This window comes from Streptomyces sp. NPDC127197 (assembly GCF_042672405.1).
Classification (GTDB): domain Bacteria; phylum Actinomycetota; class Actinomycetes; order Streptomycetales; family Streptomycetaceae; genus Streptomyces; species Streptomyces flavusporus.
In genome coordinates this window covers 69,206-85,497 of sequence record NZ_JBHXVG010000016.1, presented here as the reverse complement: position 1 = coordinate 85,497, position 16,292 = coordinate 69,206, and the positions used below count along the sequence as shown (strand labels likewise).

16 protein-coding genes are annotated in these 16,292 nt (G+C 70.3%); 15 read left to right on the top strand and 1 reads right to left on the bottom strand.

Translation table 11 applies throughout. The annotated features are described in order from the left end of the window. The first annotated feature begins 74 nt into the window (after positions 1 to 74). From ACFVJQ_RS24525 to ACFVJQ_RS24455, 15 genes are all read left to right on the top strand, one after another. The gene (locus tag ACFVJQ_RS24525) at positions 75 to 989 is read left to right on the top strand and encodes an ABC transporter ATP-binding protein (protein ID WP_385786844.1); all 915 of its coding nucleotides are present in this window, start codon (positions 75 to 77) and stop codon (positions 987 to 989) included. Next, positions 986 to 1,756, top strand: coding sequence for an ABC transporter permease (locus ACFVJQ_RS24520; RefSeq protein WP_129801449.1), 771 nt, complete (start codon positions 986 to 988; stop codon positions 1,754 to 1,756). The genes ACFVJQ_RS24525 and ACFVJQ_RS24520 overlap by 4 nt, the downstream gene beginning before the upstream one ends. A gap of 3 nt (positions 1,757 to 1,759) precedes the next feature. Beyond that, positions 1,760 to 2,575: an ABC transporter permease gene (locus ACFVJQ_RS24515; protein WP_224739830.1), complete on the top strand. Its 816-nt coding sequence runs from the start codon at positions 1,760 to 1,762 to the stop codon at positions 2,573 to 2,575. A 5-nt stretch (positions 2,576 to 2,580) separates the two neighbouring features. Next, entirely contained in the window at positions 2,581 to 3,807 is a 1,227-nt protein-coding gene (locus ACFVJQ_RS24510) for an MCE family protein (protein ID WP_385515167.1), read from the top strand. Continuing rightward, a complete protein-coding gene (locus ACFVJQ_RS24505) occupies positions 3,804 to 4,847 on the top strand; it encodes an MCE family protein (protein WP_385515168.1) in 1,044 nt (347 codons plus the stop codon). Before ACFVJQ_RS24510 ends, ACFVJQ_RS24505 begins: the two co-directional genes overlap by 4 nt. Further along, positions 4,844 to 5,941, top strand: coding sequence for an MCE family protein (locus ACFVJQ_RS24500; RefSeq protein WP_385786840.1), 1,098 nt, complete (start codon positions 4,844 to 4,846; stop codon positions 5,939 to 5,941). The genes ACFVJQ_RS24505 and ACFVJQ_RS24500 overlap by 4 nt, the downstream gene beginning before the upstream one ends. Further along, positions 5,938 to 7,053 (top strand): MCE family protein, encoded by a 1,116-nt coding sequence (locus ACFVJQ_RS24495; RefSeq protein WP_385515170.1) that lies wholly within the window; start codon positions 5,938 to 5,940, stop codon positions 7,051 to 7,053. Before ACFVJQ_RS24500 ends, ACFVJQ_RS24495 begins: the two co-directional genes overlap by 4 nt. Further along, a complete protein-coding gene (locus ACFVJQ_RS24490) occupies positions 7,050 to 8,318 on the top strand; it encodes an MCE family protein (RefSeq protein WP_385786837.1) in 1,269 nt (422 codons plus the stop codon). The genes ACFVJQ_RS24495 and ACFVJQ_RS24490 overlap by 4 nt, the downstream gene beginning before the upstream one ends. Beyond that, positions 8,315 to 9,589 (top strand): MCE family protein, encoded by a 1,275-nt coding sequence (locus tag ACFVJQ_RS24485; RefSeq protein ID WP_385786835.1) that lies wholly within the window; start codon positions 8,315 to 8,317, stop codon positions 9,587 to 9,589. The genes ACFVJQ_RS24490 and ACFVJQ_RS24485 overlap by 4 nt, the downstream gene beginning before the upstream one ends. Beyond that, on the top strand, positions 9,556 to 10,113 hold the full coding sequence (locus ACFVJQ_RS24480) for a hypothetical protein (RefSeq protein WP_385786832.1): 558 nt from the start codon (positions 9,556 to 9,558) through the stop codon (positions 10,111 to 10,113). The genes ACFVJQ_RS24485 and ACFVJQ_RS24480 overlap by 34 nt, the downstream gene beginning before the upstream one ends. 34 nt (positions 10,114 to 10,147) lie before the next feature. Continuing rightward, positions 10,148 to 10,900, top strand: a complete 753-nt coding sequence (locus ACFVJQ_RS24475) for a hypothetical protein (protein WP_385786829.1) — start codon at positions 10,148 to 10,150, stop codon at positions 10,898 to 10,900. Between the two features lie 152 nt (positions 10,901 to 11,052). Next, positions 11,053 to 11,874: a TIM barrel protein gene (locus ACFVJQ_RS24470; protein WP_385515175.1), complete on the top strand. Its 822-nt coding sequence runs from the start codon at positions 11,053 to 11,055 to the stop codon at positions 11,872 to 11,874. 24 nt (positions 11,875 to 11,898) lie between these two features. After that, complete coding sequence (locus ACFVJQ_RS24465; protein WP_385515176.1) at positions 11,899 to 12,792, top strand: 2-hydroxy-3-oxopropionate reductase; 894 nt, start codon at positions 11,899 to 11,901, stop codon at positions 12,790 to 12,792. Between the two features lie 460 nt (positions 12,793 to 13,252). Beyond that, complete coding sequence (locus tag ACFVJQ_RS24460) at positions 13,253 to 13,501, top strand: hypothetical protein (RefSeq protein WP_385515177.1); 249 nt, start codon at positions 13,253 to 13,255, stop codon at positions 13,499 to 13,501. Positions 13,502 to 13,659: 158 nt separating this feature from the next. Further along, complete coding sequence (locus ACFVJQ_RS24455; RefSeq protein WP_385515178.1) at positions 13,660 to 14,340, top strand: TIGR04222 domain-containing membrane protein; 681 nt, start codon at positions 13,660 to 13,662, stop codon at positions 14,338 to 14,340. Positions 14,341 to 14,353: 13 nt separating this feature from the next. Here ACFVJQ_RS24455 and gcl read toward each other — a convergent pair whose 3' ends face one another. Beyond that, positions 14,354 to 16,138: a glyoxylate carboligase gene (gene gcl, locus ACFVJQ_RS24450; protein ID WP_385786824.1), complete on the bottom strand. Its 1,785-nt coding sequence runs from the start codon at positions 16,136 to 16,138 to the stop codon at positions 14,354 to 14,356. Positions 16,139 to 16,292: the final 154 nt, after the last annotated feature.

Below are 16,292 nucleotides of genomic sequence, written 5' to 3'. Positions count from 1 at the left end.
ACGCCCCGCCCCTCCCCGTAGAGCAGATGTCGGAGCTGCTCCACGGGTGACTGCACGGGCGAAGGGTGGACTGGATGGGTGTCGAGATCTGTGTGGAAGGGCTGACCAAGTCCTTCGGTCACCAGGTCATCTGGCAGGACGTCTCGCTGACGCTGCCCGCCGGGGAGGTCTCGGTCATGCTCGGCCCGTCGGGCACGGGCAAGTCGGTGTTCCTCAAGACGCTCGTCGGACTGCTCAAGCCGGACCGGGGCTCGATCACGATCCAGGGCCGGGACCTCACCAGGCTCCGTGAGCACGAGCTGTACGAGGTGCGGAAGCTGTTCGGCGTGCTGTTCCAGGACGGCGCGCTGTTCGGCTCGATGAACCTGTACGACAACATCGCCTTTCCGCTGCGCGAGCACACCCGCAAGCCGGAGAGCGAGATCCGGCGGATCGTGCTCGAGAAGATGGACATGGTCGGTCTGATCGGGGCCGAGGAGAAGCTGCCCGGGGAGATCTCCGGCGGTATGCGCAAACGCGCCGGGCTGGCGCGGGCGCTGGTCCTGGACCCGGAGATCATCCTGTTCGACGAGCCGGACTCGGGGCTCGACCCGGTGCGTGTCGCGTATCTCAACCAGCTGATCGTCGACCTCAACGCCCAGATCGACGCGACCTTCCTGATCGTCACCCACGACATCGCCTCGGCCCGCCAGGTCCCGGACAACATCGGGCTGCTGTTCCGCCGCGAGCTGGTGATGTTCGGACCCCGCGACCAACTGCTGACCAGCGGCGAACCGGTCGTACGGCAGTTCCTGAACGGCCGGATGCAGGGACCGATCGGCATGGCGGAGGAGAAGGACGCCGCGCAGGTCGAGCAGGAACTGGCCCAGATCGGCGAGAGCGCCGATCCCGAGCACCTCACTCCCCGGCTGCTGCCCAGCCCCGGCATCTCCCGGCCGCCCCGCTGGCAGGCCATCGCGCGGCGGGAGGAGGAGGTGGCCCGCGCATGAGCCTCAACCCCGTCGGCGCGCTGCGCCACTCCGGCAGCCTCTTCGCGATGGCCCTGGACGTCGTCCGGACCGTTCCCAAACGGCCGTTCCAGGTGCGGGAGTTCATCCAGCAGGCCTGGTTCATCGCCAGCGTCACGATCCTGCCGACCGCCCTGGTCTCCATCCCCTTCGGCGCGGTCATCGCCCTGCAGATCGGCAGCCTGACCCGGCAGTTGGGCGCGCAGTCGTTCTCGGGTGCGGCCTCCGTCCTCGCGGTGCTGCGTGAGGCCTCACCGATCGTCACGGCGCTGCTGATCGCGGGCGCCGGGGGGACGGCGATCTGCGCGGACCTGGGGGCGCGGAAGATCCGCGAGGAGATCGACGCGATGCAGGTGCTGGGCATCGACCCCATCCACCGGCTGGTCGTGCCGCGGGTGCTGGCCTCGATGCTGGTGGCGGTGCTGCTCAACGGCCTGGTGTCGGTGGTCGGGGTGGCGGGCGGCTACTTCTTCAACGTCGTCCTGCAGGACGGCACACCGGGCGCGTATCTGGCCTCCTTCACCACCCTCGCCCAGCTCTCCGACCTGTGGGCGGCCGAGATCAAGGCACTCGTCTTCGGCGCGATCGCGGCGATCGTCGCCTCGTACAAGGGACTCACCGCGAAGGGCGGCCCGAAGGGTGTGGGCGACGCGGTGAACCAGTCGGTGGTGATCACCTTCATGTTGCTGTTCGTGACGAACTTCGTGATGACCGCGGTGTATTTCCAGGTCGTTCCGCAGAGGGGCTAGCCGATGAGACTTCTCGACCGCCCCCTGAAGTCCCTCGAGGACCTGGGCGCTCAACTCTCCTTCTACGGCCGCTCGCTGGCGTGGACGGGCCGGACCCTGCGCCGCTACAAGAAGGAGATCCTGCGGCTGCTCGCCGAGGTCAGCTTCGGCCGGGGCGCGCTCGCCGTGGTGGGCGGCACGGTCGGCGTGATCGCCTTCCTGTCGTTCTTCACCGGCACCGAGGTGGGCCTGCAGGGGTACGCCGCGCTCAACCAGCTCGGCACCTCCAACTTCGTGGCGTTCCTGTCGGCGTACTTCAACACCCGTGAGATCGCCCCGCTGGTGGCCGGGCTCGCGCTGTCCGCGACGGTCGGCGCCGGGTTCACCGCGCAGCTCGGCGCGATGCGGATCAGTGAGGAGACCGACGCCCTGGAGGTCATGGGCGTGCCGTCGCTGCCGTTCCTGGTGACCACGCGGATGATCGCCGGGTTCGTCGCCGTGATCCCGCTGTACGTGGTCGGGCTGCTGTCGTCGTACCTCGCCGCCCGCACCATCACCACGGGCTACTACGGGCAGTCGGCGGGCACCTACGACCACTACTTCCAGCAGTACCTGCCCCCGGTCGACGTGCTCTGGTCCTTCGGCAAGGTGCTGGTCTTCGCCGTCGTGATCATCCTTGTGCACTGCTTCTACGGCTACTACGCGAGCGGCGGCCCGGCGGGCGTCGGCGTCGCGGTCGGACGGGCCGTGCGGACCTCGATCGTGGCGATCAACGTCCTGGACTTCTTCCTGAGCCTCGCGATCTGGGGCGCCAACACGACCGTACGGATAGCGGGGTGAGCCGGGTGAGAGTGGTGAGACTGCGGGTGTACGGCGTGGTGTTCCTCGCTGTGCTGGCCCTGCTGTTGTCCCTGTCCGTCGCCGTCTACCAGCAGGCGTTCACGCCGGTCGTGCGGATCACGCTGGAGGCGGACAGCCTGGGCAACCAGCTCGACCGGCGTGCCGACGTCAAGCTGCGCGGGCTGCTGGTCGGCGAGGTGCGCGAGGTGCGCGCGGACGGGACGAAGGCGACGCTCGACATCGCGCTCAAGCCGGAGCACGTCGCGTACATCCCCGCCGATGTGCACGCACGGCTGCTGCCCAAGACGCTGTTCGGCGAGAAGTACGTCGACCTGGTCGTGCCCGCCGGCTCGTCCGCCCGGGCGATCCGCGCCGGGGACGTCATCACCCAGGACCGCACCCGCGTCGGCATCGAGCTCCAGCAGCTGATGAACGACCTGCTGCCGCTGCTGCGGACCGTCAAGCCCGGCGAACTCAACGCCACGCTCTCCGCGTTCGCCACGGCGCTCGAGGGGCGCGGCGACCGGATCGGCGACAACCTCACGCGCGTGGAGGCCTATCTGCGCAGGCTCAACCCGCATCTGCCGTCCCTGAAGGAGGACATCGCGCGGTTCGCCGACGTCGCCGAGGTGTACGGCGACGCGGCGCCCGACCTGATGAAGATCCTCCGCAACACGGTCACGACCAGCCGCACTCTGGTGGAGAAGAAGGAACAGTTGGCCGCAGCGCTCACCTCGACCACGACCACCGCCCGCACGGCGGACGACTTCCTCGCCGCGAACGGCGACCGGCTGATCACCCTGGGCCGGGTCTCCCGGCCCACGCTGGAGCTGTTCGCCCGCTACTCGCCGGAGTACCCGTGCCTCCTGGACGGCCTGGTCCGGCAGGAGGAGGCCTCCGAGGAGGCGTTCCGGGGCGGGAAGATGCGCATCACACTCGAAGTGGTGCGGCAGCAACCGGCGTACGAACCCGGTGAGGAGCCCCACTACGGCGAGCGGTCGGGGCCCAACTGCCGCGACATGCCCCACCCTCCGGTGCCCGGACCCAAGCCCCACCTCAACGACGGTACGGCCGCGGCGAGTTCGTCCGGTGTGTCCGGTACCCGGGCCGAGCAGCGCGCCGTCGGCTCGCTCGTGGCACCTGTCCTGGGCGTGCCTGCCGACGAGGTGCCGCCGGTCGCGACGCTGCTGTTCGGGCCGATGGCACGCGGGACGGCGGTGAGCGTCGCATGAGCAGCAGCACGACGAAGGCGCGCCGGACCGCCGGACCGCTGATCAAGTTCAGCCTCTTCGCACTGGTGACGATCCTGGCGACGGCCCTGCTGGCCGCCACCATCGGCAACCTCTCCTTCACGCCCAAGGACACGTATCGCGCGGTGTTCAGCGACGTCACCGGCCTGGAGGAGGGCGACGACATCCGGGTGGCCGGGGTGCGGGTCGGTGAGGTCGAGGGCATCCGGATCAAGGACCGGACCCGGGCGGAGGTCACCTTCACGGTGACCCAGAAACGCCCGCTGCTGACCGGCACCGGCGCGGTCATCCGCTACCGGAACCTCGTCGGGCAGCGGTACGTCGCCCTGACCGAGGGTGCGGGTGACGGCACCCGGCTGCGGCCCGGCGCGACGATCCCGCTGTCGCGGACGCAGCCCGCGCTGGACCTGAACGCGCTGCTGAACGGCTTCAAGCCACTGTTCGCCGCGCTCAGCCCCAAGGACGTCAACCAGCTCGCCACCGAGATCATCAAGACCCTCCAGGGCGAGGGCGGCACGGTCAACAGCCTGCTCGCGCACACGGCGTCGCTCACCACCACACTCGCCGGCCGCGACCAGCTGATCGGCTCCGTGATCGACAACCTCAACACCGTGCTGGAGACGCTCGACAAGCGCGGCGCCCGCTTCTCCGGGCTGCTCAAGCAGTTGCGCCGGGTGATCTCGGGGCTGTCCGCCGACCGCAAGCCCATCGGGAAGTCGCTGGTGAGCATCGGCGACCTGACGGAGGCGACGTCGGGGCTCCTCGCGGACGCCCGCCCGCCGCTCAAGGACGACATCGCCGAGCTGACCGAGCTCACCGGAACGCTGAACAGGAACGAGAAGACCGTGGAGGGCGTCCTGAAGCGGCTGCCGAACAAGCTCAACGAGCTGACCGGGACGGCGTCCTACGGCTCGTGGTTCAACTTCTACCTCTGCGACTTCGACGGCCGGATCGTGCTGCCGAAGACGCGTGAGGTGCTCACTCCGGAGATGCACGTGGCGAGGGCGAGGTGCGCCGGATGACCATCCCGCTGCGCAGGAAACGCAGGCCTCGCCCCGAGCCGCTGGTCAAGGTGCGCATCGACCCTCCGCGGCTGCCGCGCATCCGGCTCCCGCGGATCGGAGGGCGACCGCGCCTCACCCCCTTCCGTGAGCGCAATCCCGTCACGATCGGCGCCGTCGGTCTGACCACCCTCGCGCTGCTCACCGTGGCGGCGTTCAACGCCGACTCCCTTCCGGTGATCGGCGACGGCGAGCGGTACAGCGCGGCCTTCGCGGAGGCGGGCGGTCTCAAGCCCGGCGACGAGGTGCGGATCGCCGGGGTCAAGGTCGGCAAGGTCGAGGAGGTCGACCTGGACGGCGACCATGTCAAGGTCACCTTCAAGGTCAAGGGCGACCCGGACTTCGGCACCTCGACGGGGGCCTCGATCCGGGTGCAGACCATCCTCGGCGCCAAGTACCTCGCGCTGCACCCCAAGGGGCCGGGTCAGCTGAAGCCCGGCAGTGAGATCCCGCTGACGCGGACCGTCCCGGCGTACGACGTCGTGCAGGCGTTCAGCGATCTGACCACCACGACCGAGGAGGTCGACACCGACCGGCTGGCGACGGCCCTGGACGCCATCTCCACCACCTTCCAGGACTCGCCCGCCGAAGTGCGGGCGTCCATCAAGGGCCTGTCGAAGATCTCCCGGACGGTCGCCTCGCGCGACAAGGCGCTGCGCGAGCTCCTCGACCACGCCAACGGGGTCACCGGCGTACTGGCCGAACGCTCCGAGGACTTCACCGCCCTGGTCGACGACGGCGACAAGCTGTTCAAGGAGATCAGCAAGCGACGCAAGGCCATCAGCAAGCTGCTGAAGTCCTCCGCCGCGCTCGGCGTCGAGCTCTCCGGCCTGGTCGAGGACAACGACAAGGAGATCGGACCCGCGCTCAAGGGCCTGAACCGCGTGGTCGAGATGCTCGAACGCAACCAGTCGAGCCTGGACCGCAGCGTCAAGCTGCTCGCGCCCTACGTCCGGGTCTTCACCAACACCCTCGGCAACGGCCGCTGGTTCGACTCCTACGTCCAGAACCTGGTCGCCGCCCCGGTGGTGCCGCGCACGGGAGGCTCGCGATGAGGAAACGTCTGGCGCTGCTGCTCGCCCTGGCCCTCGTCGCCGGGCTCGCCCTCGTCCTGTGGCCCCGTCCCGAGAAGGTGCAGGTCACCGCCTACTTCCCGCGCACCGTCGGCATCTATCCCGGCTCGGACGTCCGCGTCCTCGGGGTCCGGATCGGCGAGGTCCGGAAGATCACGCCGGAGGGCGGCCGGGTGCGGGTGGAGCTGGAGTACGACGAGGGGCGCAGGGTGCCGGCCGACGCGCAGGCCGCGATCATCAACTCCTCGGTGGTCAGCGACCGTTACGTGCAACTGCTGCCCGTGTACCGGAGCGGTCCGGTGCTGCGGGACGGCGCCGTCATCCCCGAGTCGCGTACGGCCGTGCCGGTCGAGCTGGACCGGATCTTCGACAGCCTGCACACCACGGCCGAGGCGCTCGGCCCCGAGGGCGCCAACAAGGAGGGCTCCCTGTCGCGGCTGCTCGGGGTGAGCGCGGACAACCTTCAGGGCCAGGGCGGGAACATCCACCAGACGGTGAAGGACCTCTCGGAGGCGGTCACCACGCTGTCCGACGGGCGCGGGGACCTGTTCGGCACCGTGCAGAACCTGCAGGTGTTCACGGCGGCGCTGGCGGCCGACGACAAGAACGTGCGGTCGTTCAACACCAGCCTCGCCAAGGTGGCGGAGCAGCTCGCCGGGGAGCGCAAGGATCTCGCGGCGGCGCTGCGCAACCTCGGCACGGCGCTCGGCGACGTGTCCGCGTTCGTGAAGAAGAACAAGAAATCGCTGACCTCGAACGTGAAGGGCCTCAGCAAGGTGACCAAGGTGCTCGTCACCCAACGCGCTGCGCTGGAAGAGCTGTTGGAGGTCGCCCCCACGGGTCTGTCGAACCTGCAGAACGCCTACAACGCCTCCTCCGGCACCCTCGACACCCGCAACAACCCGCAGCACCCGCAGGATCCGGCCGCCCTGCTGTGCTCCGTGCTGCGGACGACCGGCGACGAGGGCGGCGAGAACCCCGACTGCACGGAGCTGCAGAAGCTTTTCGACTCGCTGCCCGAGGTGCCGAGCGAGCCCGCGGTGTCGGGCACGGTCGACCGGACCCTCGGCGGAATCCTGGAGGGCAAGGCATGAGCGGGCTGCGCAAGGGCGGTGCGGTCGCCTGGGCGGCGGTCGGTTCGCTGCTGCTGTCCGGCTGTGAGTTCAACGGCTGGTACGACGTCGAGCTGCCCGGCGGGGCGGCCTCGGACGGCCACGCGTACCGCGTCACCGTCGAGTTCCGCGACGTCCTCGACCTGGTGCCGCAGTCGGCCGTGAAGGTCGACAACGTCACCGTGGGCGCCGTCGAGAAGGTGGAGCTGGAGGGCTGGCACGCACGCGTACAGCTGCGGGTCGCCGACTCGGTGAAGCTGCCCGGCAACGCGGTCGCCGAGCTGAGGCAGACCAGCATGCTCGGCGAGAAGTACGTGGCCCTGTCCGCCCCGCCCGGCACCGACCCCGTGGGCCGGCTCCGCGACGGCGACCGCATCCCGCTCAGCCGCAGCGGCCGCAACCCGGAGATCGAGGAGGTGCTGTCCGCCCTGTCCGCGCTGCTCAACGGCGGCGGGGTGGCCCAGCTCAAGACGATCACCGTGGAGCTGAACAAGGCCCTGGAGGGTCGCGAGAACCGGGTCAAGTCCCTGCTCAAGGAGCTGGACACGTTCCTCGGCGGCCTGGACGACCAACGCAAGGACATCGTCCGCGCGCTCAAGGCCGTCGACCGGCTCGCCAAGCGGCTCGGGAAGGAGAAGAAGACGATCGCCAAGGCCGTGGACACGATGCCGCCCGCGCTCAAGGTGCTCGCGGACCAGCGGCGCGATCTGACGAAGATGCTCACCGCTCTGTCGAAGCTGGGCAAGACCGGCACGAAGGTGGTCAACGCATCCCGGGACGACACGGTCGCCAACCTGAAGCAGCTGCGGCCGATCCTGCAACAGCTCAACAAGGCGGGCAACGACCTGCCCAACTCCCTCGAGCTGCTCACCACTTACCCCTTCCCGCGCAACGCGGTCGACGCCATCAAGGGCGACTACGTCAACCTCAGCGTCACCGCGGACCTCGATCTGGCGAGCCTCTACGGCAACCTGACGGAGGAGCCGGACGACAAGGGCGATACCCCAAGCGCACCGGACCTTCCGGATCCTCCGGACCTTCCCGACGTCCCCGATCTCCCCGACCTGCCGAGCGTGCCCACGCCCACGCCCGGTCTGCCCGACGCGCCCGCCACCCCCTCCGCACCATCCGGCGGTGACCTGCTGTGCCCGCCGGTGTGCACCGCCGGTCACAGCACCCACCGGGGCCTGCCGCCGGGGATCGACCTCGCGCTCGCGGAGCTGATGCTGAAGGGGATACAGCCGTGATCACACGTACGGTCAAGGCCCAACTGCTCGCCTTCGCCACGGTCACCGCCGTCGGCGTGTCCTATGTCGGCGCCGAGTACACGGGCCTGGTGGACAGCATGCTCGGCCGCGGCTACACCGTGCAGGCCGACTTCGCCGACTCCGGGGGCATCTTCACCGGCGCCGAGGTCACCTACCGCGGGGTCCCGGTGGGGCGGGTCGGCGCGCTGCGGCTGACCGGCGCCCGCGGGGTCTCGGTCTCGCTCGACATCGAGGACGGGGCGCCGCGCATCCCGGCGGACACCCTCGCCGTGGTGGCGAACCGCTCGGCGGTGGGCGAGCAGTACGTCGACCTCCAGCCACGTACCTCCGGCGGGCCGTATCTGCTTCAAGGCAGCACGATCCCCCGCGGCCGCACGCGCGTGCCGCTGCCCACGACGGACCTCGTGCTCAGCCTCGACCGGCTGGTCGACTCGGTCGGCAAGGACGATCTGCGGGTCACCGTCGACGAGCTGGGCAAGGCCTTCTCCGGCACCGGACCGCACCTGAGCAGGCTGGTCGACTCCGGCAACGCGCTCGTGGAGTCCGCGTCCGAGTCGCTGCCCGAGACGATCTCGCTGATCGAGGACTCCCGGAAGGTGCTGAAGACGCAGGCCGACCAGGGCTCGTCCATCAAGGCGTTCTCGCGCGATCTGGCCTTGCTCACCGAGGAGTTGAAGTCGAGCGACGGGGACCTGCGCAAACTCATCGGCAACGCAAAACCGGCGGCGGTCGAGCTCAACTCGCTGCTGAAGTCGATCGAGCCGCGGCTGTCGGTGCTGCTGGCCAACCTGATCAGCGGCGGGCAGGTCACGCTCGCGCGGCTGCCCGGCGTGGAGCAGGCCCTGGTCACCTTCCCGGTGGTCGTCGCAGGCAGCTACACCGTGATCCCCGGCGACGGCACCACCCACTTCGGCCTGGTGGTGAACGCCGACGACCCCCCGCCCTGCACCCAGGGGTACGGCACGGCCCGGCGCGACCCCGCGGACACCAGCACGCGCGAGGCGAACACCGACGCGCGCTGCACGGCCCCGCGCGGCAGCACCACCTCGGTGCGCGGCGCGCAGAACGCGCCCGGGGCGTCGTCCCGCAGCGGGGCCGACCAGGCGGCGTACGTCACGCCGTACGACCCGGAGACCGGCACTCTCACCGGCCCGGACGGAACGCCCGTCGAGATCGGCTCGACGGGCGGCCAGCAGACCGTCTTCGGAAAGGAGTCGTGGCAATGGCTGCTCGTCGGACCGATGGCATGAGCGGGCGCGTGATCCAAGCGACCCGGAGCCTTCTCACCCGGGCCGGACGCTCCAGAGCCCTGTCCGTGGGGCTCATCGTGGCGACCGTCCTCTGCACGGCGTCGGCGCTCTGGCTGAGCAGCCGGCTCTACGACCAGCGCGCGGCGGAGCAGCGCCGGCAGGACATCCTGGCAGCGGCCCGGCAGTCGGCGCTGAACTTCACCTCGCTCGACTACCGGCGCTACGACCGGGACAGCGCCAATGTGCTCAAGGGGGCCACCGGCGACTTCAGGAAGGAGTTCGCCGCGCAGACCGAGGAGCTGACCGAGCTCGTCGCGCAGAACAAGTCCGTGTCCGAAGGCCAGGTCCTCGACGCGGGCATCGTCCGCTCCGACGAGCGCTCGGCCCGGGTGCTCGTGGTCGCCGACAGCAAGGTGACCAACACGGCCGTGCCCAAGGGGGAGGCGCGCACCTACCGGCTGCAGCTCGACCTCGTCCACGAGGGCGGCCGCTGGCTGACCTCCGACGTCGAGTTCGTGGGCTGACCTTCTGCCGTATCACCCAGTGAGGAGTAAGACCGTGGCGAAAACCACCACCCGAGGCCGCGGCTCCGGTTCCCCGACCCGGCACACGATGACGGCCGCGGCCCGCGCGGCGGCCAAGCGCGCGGAACGTGCGGAGCGGGGCCCGGCGACCGCCGTCGCAGAGCTGAGGCCGCTCGCCGGGCGCACCGTCGTCATCGAGCCCCCGGACGGCTGGGACGATCCGCCGGAGCCGTCGCCGGAGGACTTCGACGCGGACGCCCTGGAGGAGACGGCGGCCGTGCGCGGTTCCCGGCGGGGGCTGCTCACCGGGATCCTGTGCGTGCTGCTGGTGGCGGGACTGGTCGCCGTCGCCGTACTCGGGATGCACTACCGGGAGGGCGTGCAGGCCGAGCAGGCACGCGCGCAGGCGCTCGCGGCCGCGCGGAAGGCGGCGCCCGTCGTGCTCTCGTACGACCACCGGCATCTGGACCGTGACTTCGCCGCGGCGCGCGCCCACCTCACCGGCAAGTTCCGCGACGAGTACGGGAAGACGACGCGGACGGTGGTCGGGCCGACGGCGAAGAAGTACGACGGCGTGGTGAAGGCAACGGTCGCGGAGCCGGCCGGCGGCGCCGCGGCGGTCTCCGTGGTGTCGGCCTCGGCGGACGAGGCGGTGGTCCTGCTCTTCGTCAACCAGGTGACCAGGAGCACCCAGGTGACCGGTTCCCGGCTGGACCTGAACCGGGTGCGGATGACGATGACCCGCACGTCCGAGGGGTGGAAGGTGAGCGCCGTCGACGCACTCTGAGCCACCGTCTCCGCAGCGCCCCCGCGCCCTTTGCGCGGGGGCGCCTTTTTGCTGGTCGCTCTTGACAGCCCTCAGCCATCCCGGGCAGTCTTTCCATTAAGCAGAAAGCAACTTCCGCAATACGGAAATAGCAGGGAGGGAGCGCCGACCCCATGGGATTCACAGAGCAGCGCTTCAACGTCAACCTGTCGATCCTCTTCACGGAACTCCCGCTCCTGGAGCGCCCGGCGGCGGCCGCCGCGGCGGGCTTCACCGCGGTCGAGCTGTGGTGGCCCTGGGTCGACTCCCCCACCCCCGAGCAGTCCGAGCTCGACGCCCTGAAGAAGGCGATCGAGGACGCGGGCGTCCAGCTCACCGGCCTGAACTTCTACGCCGGACAGCTCCCGGGCCCGGACCGCGGCGCCCTGTCCCTGCCCGGCGTGGAGTCGGAGAGGTTCCGCGCGAACATCGACGTGGCCGCCGGCTTCGCCGCCTCCCTGGGCTGCAGGGCGCTCAACGCGCTCTACGGCAACCGGGTCGAGGGCGTCGACCCCGCCGAGCAGGAGGCCCTCGCGCTGGAGAACCTGGCCCTCGCGGCCCGCGCCGCCGACCGGATCGGCGCGATCCTGCTGATCGAGGCCCTGAACAAGCCCGAGTCGCCGCGGTATCCGCTGGTGTCGGCGCCGGCCGCCGTCGGGATCGTCGACAAGGTCAACGACGCGACGGGTCTGGGCAACGCCCGCTTCCTCATGGACCTCTACCACCTGTCCATGAACGGCGAGGACCTGCCGACGGTGATCGAGGAGTACGCGGCGAAGACCGGCCACGTCCAGATCGCGGACAACCCGGGACGCGGAGCGCCCGGCACGGGCTCGCTGCCCCTCGAGGACCTCCTCGACCAGCTGACGAAGGCGGGTTACGACGGCTGGGTCGGCCTCGAGTACAAGCCGGGCGACCGTCCGAGCGCCGAGGCCTTCGACTGGCTGTCCCGCTGACCCCCGTACCGAAAGGCACCTCTCATGAGCAACACTCCCCCCAAGATCGCCTGGATAGGCCTCGGCATCATGGGCTCCCCCATGTCCGAGAACCTGATCAAGGCGGGTTACGACGTCACCGGCTACACCCTGGAGCAGGAGAAGCTGGACCGCCTGGCCGCGGCCGGCGGCACCGCCGCCTCCTCCATTGCCAAGGCCGTGCGCGACGCCGACGTCATCATCACGATGGTCCCCGCCTCACCGCAGGTCGAGGCCATCGCGTACGGCCCGGACGGCATCCTGGAGAACGCCAGGTCCGGTGCCCTGCTGATCGACATGTCCTCGATAACCCCGCAGACCTCGATCGACCTGGCGAAGGCGGCCGAGGACAAGGGCATCCGCGTCCTGGACGCCCCCGTGTCCGGCGGTGAGGCCGGCGCCGTCGAGGCCGTGCTGTCCATCATGGTCGGCGGTGAGCAGGCGGACTTCGACACGGCGAAGCCGATCTTCGAGGCCCTCGGCAAGACCATCGTGCTGTGCGGTCCGCACGGCTCCGGCCAGACCGTGAAGGCCGCCAACCAGCTGATCGTCGCCGTGAACATCCAGGCCTGCGCCGAGGCCGTGGTCTTTCTGGAGAAGTCGGGCGTGGACCTGAAGGCGGCGCTGGACGTCCTGAACGGCGGCCTCGCGGGCTCGACCGTACTGACCCGCAAGAAGGACAACTTCCTCAACCGGGACTTCAAGCCGGGCTTCCGTATCGACCTGCACCACAAGGACATGGGGATCGTCACGGACGCGGCCCGCAACGTCGGCGCGGCCCTGCCGGTCGGCGCCGTGGTCGCCCAGCTGGTGGCCTCCCTGCGCACGCAGGGCGACGGCGGCCTGGACCACTCCGCGCTGCTGCGCGCGGTCGAGCGCCTCTCCGGTGCCCAGCTCTGAGACTTCCGGGCGGCGCCGCCGCTGACACTGTCCTGTCGCGCCCAGGCGTCGGTGTCGCCCGGAACCTGAACACCTGGACCGCGTCCGGCACCTGTCAGTAGGTCAGGTGCCGGACGCACAGCCCGCCCAGACCGAGCGACCCGAATGAGGGGTGGTCGCTCGGACGGGGCGGGCAGGCGAGGACCGCGGCGGCGTGCGAGCCAGTGCGGTGGTGAAGGTCCCGAGGCTCCCTTCTCGACCTGAGGGAAGGCGCCCCGGTTCCGTCGCACCGCCGCGGTCCCAGCCACACCGACTCCGTCCGGCGGTGCGAACGTCCTGTCGCGCCCAGCCTCGCACCGTCGGACGGCCACAACGCAGGGCGCCGGGAAGGAACCCTCATCTTCCCGGCGCCCTTCCGCTGTACACCCGCCCCCCTCCCGGCTGACGTGCGGATTGCCCCCGCCCGCAGCAACCTGGAGGCATGGCACACCCCACACAGCCCCCGCACGTCGTCGTGCACCCCCCGGCCCTCGACGGCTCCCGCCGGGTCACCTCGGGCGACGAGACCCTCGGCATCGCCACTCACCTGGACGACGTCGTCGAGATCCTGCGTCTGGCCGATCTGGACACGATCGAGGTCGAGGAGAGCGACCTCATCGAATGGCAGGGCGGCGGCCCGGACGACTGGCCCGGGCTGTCGGAGCATCACGAGCAGCCCGGCACCGAATGACCCGTGTACGTCAGGGGACGTACGCCGGCTACGGCACCCTCAAATCAACCTCTGAACCCGCCCCGGGATGCTTCGCCCCCGCGCCGACGCGGGCAGATACCCCTCACACGGGACCCGCCGGCACGGGGGTGGCGGGCCCCGTGGATCGGGGGTGTGTCATGGGTGACAGAACGACGGACCGGCTGGAGCCGCACGAGATCGCGCTGCTGCGGGGCGGCCCACGCGCCGCCGTCACGGTCGCCGTGCTGGCGCTGCATCTGCGGGGCATCGTCGAAGCCGGCCGGCCGGGGACCCTGCGCAAGGCGACGCCGCCGGGCGCGGACGCCCCGGCCCCACTGCACCCGCTGGAGAAGGCGGTACGCGTCGGTCTCTACCGGCCCGCCGGCATACGGGAGTTGCTCGGCCGGTCGGTGGTACGTCGCGCCCTGGCGCGGATGCGCGGCGAACTCGCCGCGGCCGGGCTCCTGCGCTCGACGCTGCCCGGCCCGACCCGCGCCGCCCGCCGTCACCTGGCGGCCCTCCGCGAGCTGCACCCGCTCCCCGCGGCCCCGGACGGGCGGGGGGACGATGACGTGCTGCTCGCGGTGGCGCTGTTCGGCGACCGGGCCCTGACCGCGCTCCTGCCGCGTTTCGCCCACGCCTCGGGGCTCGTCGGCCGGAGCGCGCTCGCCGACGAGGGGCGCTTCCCGTTCGGCCGGGGCACCGACCTCCGCCGGACGTTCGGCGCGGAGGAAACACCCGGCCAGGGCGACGGCGAACCCGGCGCCACCCCCGGCGGGTACCCCTACGGGGGCGGGGGATACGGATGCGGCGGGGGTGGCGGAGGCGGCGGGGACTGAACTCGGACGTGCGTCAGACCTTCAGTGCCTTGATCGAGGTCGGCGCATGCCCCGGCTCGGTCGCGAGCTCCTCGAACTCCACCACGCTGCTGATGTCGTTGGTGGTCGACATGGAGATGTTGGTGACGCGCTCCAGGATCGCCTCCACGACGACCGGCACCTGGAACTCGGCGGCCAGCTTCTTGGCCTCCTCGAAGGCCGCGCCCAGCTCGTCCGGGTCGGTCACCCGGATCGCCTTGCAGCCCAGGCCCTCGGCGACCTTGACGTGGTCGACGCCGTAGACGCCCAGCTCGGGCGAGTTGACGTTCTCGAACTCCAGGTTGACCTGGAAGTCGATCTCGAACGCCCGCTGCGCCTGGCGGATCAGGCCGAGGTAGGAGTTGTTGACGAGGACATGGACGTACGGGATCTTGTGCTGCGCCCCGACCGCCAGTTCCTCGATCATGAACTGGAAGTCGTAGTCCCCGGAGAGCGCGACCACGGACGCCTCCGGGTCGGCCTTGGCGACGCCGAGCGCGGCCGGGACGGTCCAGCCGAGCGGGCCGGCCTGGCCGCAGTTGATCCAGTGCCGCGGCCGGTAGACGTGCAGCATCTGGGCGCCGGCGATCTGCGAGAGGCCGATGGTGGTGACGTACCGGGTCTCCGGGCCGAAGGCCTTGTTCATCTCCTCGTAGACGCGCTGCGGCTTGATCGGGATGTTGTCGAAGTGCGTACGACGCTGGAGCTTCGCCTTCTTCTCCTGCGCGGCGGCGGCCCAGCCGGAGCGGTCGGGCAGCGCGCCCGCCGCCTTCAACTCCCGTGCCACCTCGACGAAGAGCTCGAGGGCGGCCTTGGCGTCGGAGGCGATGCCGTAGTCGGGGGCGAAGATCTTGCCGATCTGGGTCGGCTCGATGTCCACGTGGACGAACTTCCGCCCGGCCGTGTAGACGTCCAGCTTGCCGGTGTGGCGGTTGGCCCAGCGGTTGCCGATACCGAGGACGAAGTCGGACTCCAGGAAGGTCGCGTTGCCGTAGCGGTGCGAGGTCTGCAGGCCGACCATGCCGGCGTTCAGCTCGTGGTCGTCGGGGATGACGCCCCAGCCCATCAGGGTCGGGATCACCGGAGTGCCCGTCAGTTCGGCGAATTCCACGAGGAGTTCGGCGGCGTCGGCGTTGATGATGCCGCCGCCGGCGACGATCAGCGGGCGCTCGGCGGCGTTCAGCATCCCGATCGCCTTCTCGATCTGGGCGCGGGTCGCGGCCGGCTTGTAGACCGGGAGCGGCTCGTACGTGTCCGGGTCGAACTCGATCTCGGTGAGCTGGACGTCGATCGGCAGGTCGATCAGGACGGGACCGGGGCGGCCGGAGCGCATCAGATGGAAGGCCTGCTGGAAGACGCCGGGGACCTGCGCGGCCTCCAGGACGGTGACCGCCATCTTGGTCACCGGTTTGGCGATGGAGGCGATGTCGACGGCCTGGAAGTCCTCTTTGTGGATCACCGCGGTGGGGGCCTGGCCGGTGATGCACAGGATCGGGATCGAGTCGCCGGTCGCGGAGTACAGGCCGGTGATCATGTCGGTGCCGGCCGGTCCGGAGGTGCCGATGCACACGCCGATGTTGCCGGGGTGGGTGCGGGTGTAGCCCTCGGCCATGTGGGAGGCGCCCTCGACGTGCCGGGCGAGGGTGTGGCCGATGCCGCCGGAGGCCTTGAGAGCCGCGTAGAACGGGTTGATCGCCGCACCCGGCACACCGAAGGCGTCCGTGACGCCCTCACGTTTGAGGATCTCAACTGCCGCGCGGGCAGCGGTCATTCGAGCCATGGAGTACTCCTGCTTCGGCTGTCGGATTCGCACTCCCGTCGCGCCCCGCGGTGAGCGGCTTCCGTATGAGCGAGCTTTCCGTATAGTTTTTCCGTATAACGGAAAGCAACTTCTACTATCTGGAAGCAATGTAGGGGGCTGTGCGAATGCCGTC

Bases quoted from the DNA above. Each gene is read 5' to 3' on its own strand.
- ACFVJQ_RS24470 (WP_385515175.1), top strand. From the start codon at position 11,053: ATGGGATTCACAGAGCAGCGCTTCAACGTCAACCTGTCGATCCTCTTC.
- ACFVJQ_RS24495 (WP_385515170.1), top strand. From the start codon at position 5,938: ATGAGGAAACGTCTGGCGCTGCTGCTCGCCCTGGCCCTCGTCGCCGGG.
- gcl (WP_385786824.1), bottom strand. From the start codon at position 16,138: ATGGCTCGAATGACCGCTGCCCGCGCGGCAGTTGAGATCCTCAAACGT.
- ACFVJQ_RS24525 (WP_385786844.1), top strand. From the start codon at position 75: ATGGGTGTCGAGATCTGTGTGGAAGGGCTGACCAAGTCCTTCGGTCAC.
- ACFVJQ_RS24460 (WP_385515177.1), top strand. From the start codon at position 13,253: ATGGCACACCCCACACAGCCCCCGCACGTCGTCGTGCACCCCCCGGCC.
- ACFVJQ_RS24455 (WP_385515178.1), top strand. From the start codon at position 13,660: ATGGGTGACAGAACGACGGACCGGCTGGAGCCGCACGAGATCGCGCTG.
- ACFVJQ_RS24465 (WP_385515176.1), top strand. From the start codon at position 11,899: ATGAGCAACACTCCCCCCAAGATCGCCTGGATAGGCCTCGGCATCATG.
- ACFVJQ_RS24515 (WP_224739830.1), top strand. From the start codon at position 1,760: ATGAGACTTCTCGACCGCCCCCTGAAGTCCCTCGAGGACCTGGGCGCT.
- ACFVJQ_RS24490 (WP_385786837.1), top strand. From the start codon at position 7,050: ATGAGCGGGCTGCGCAAGGGCGGTGCGGTCGCCTGGGCGGCGGTCGGT.
- ACFVJQ_RS24520 (WP_129801449.1), top strand. From the start codon at position 986: ATGAGCCTCAACCCCGTCGGCGCGCTGCGCCACTCCGGCAGCCTCTTC.
- ACFVJQ_RS24500 (WP_385786840.1), top strand. From the start codon at position 4,844: ATGACCATCCCGCTGCGCAGGAAACGCAGGCCTCGCCCCGAGCCGCTG.
- ACFVJQ_RS24505 (WP_385515168.1), top strand. From the start codon at position 3,804: ATGAGCAGCAGCACGACGAAGGCGCGCCGGACCGCCGGACCGCTGATC.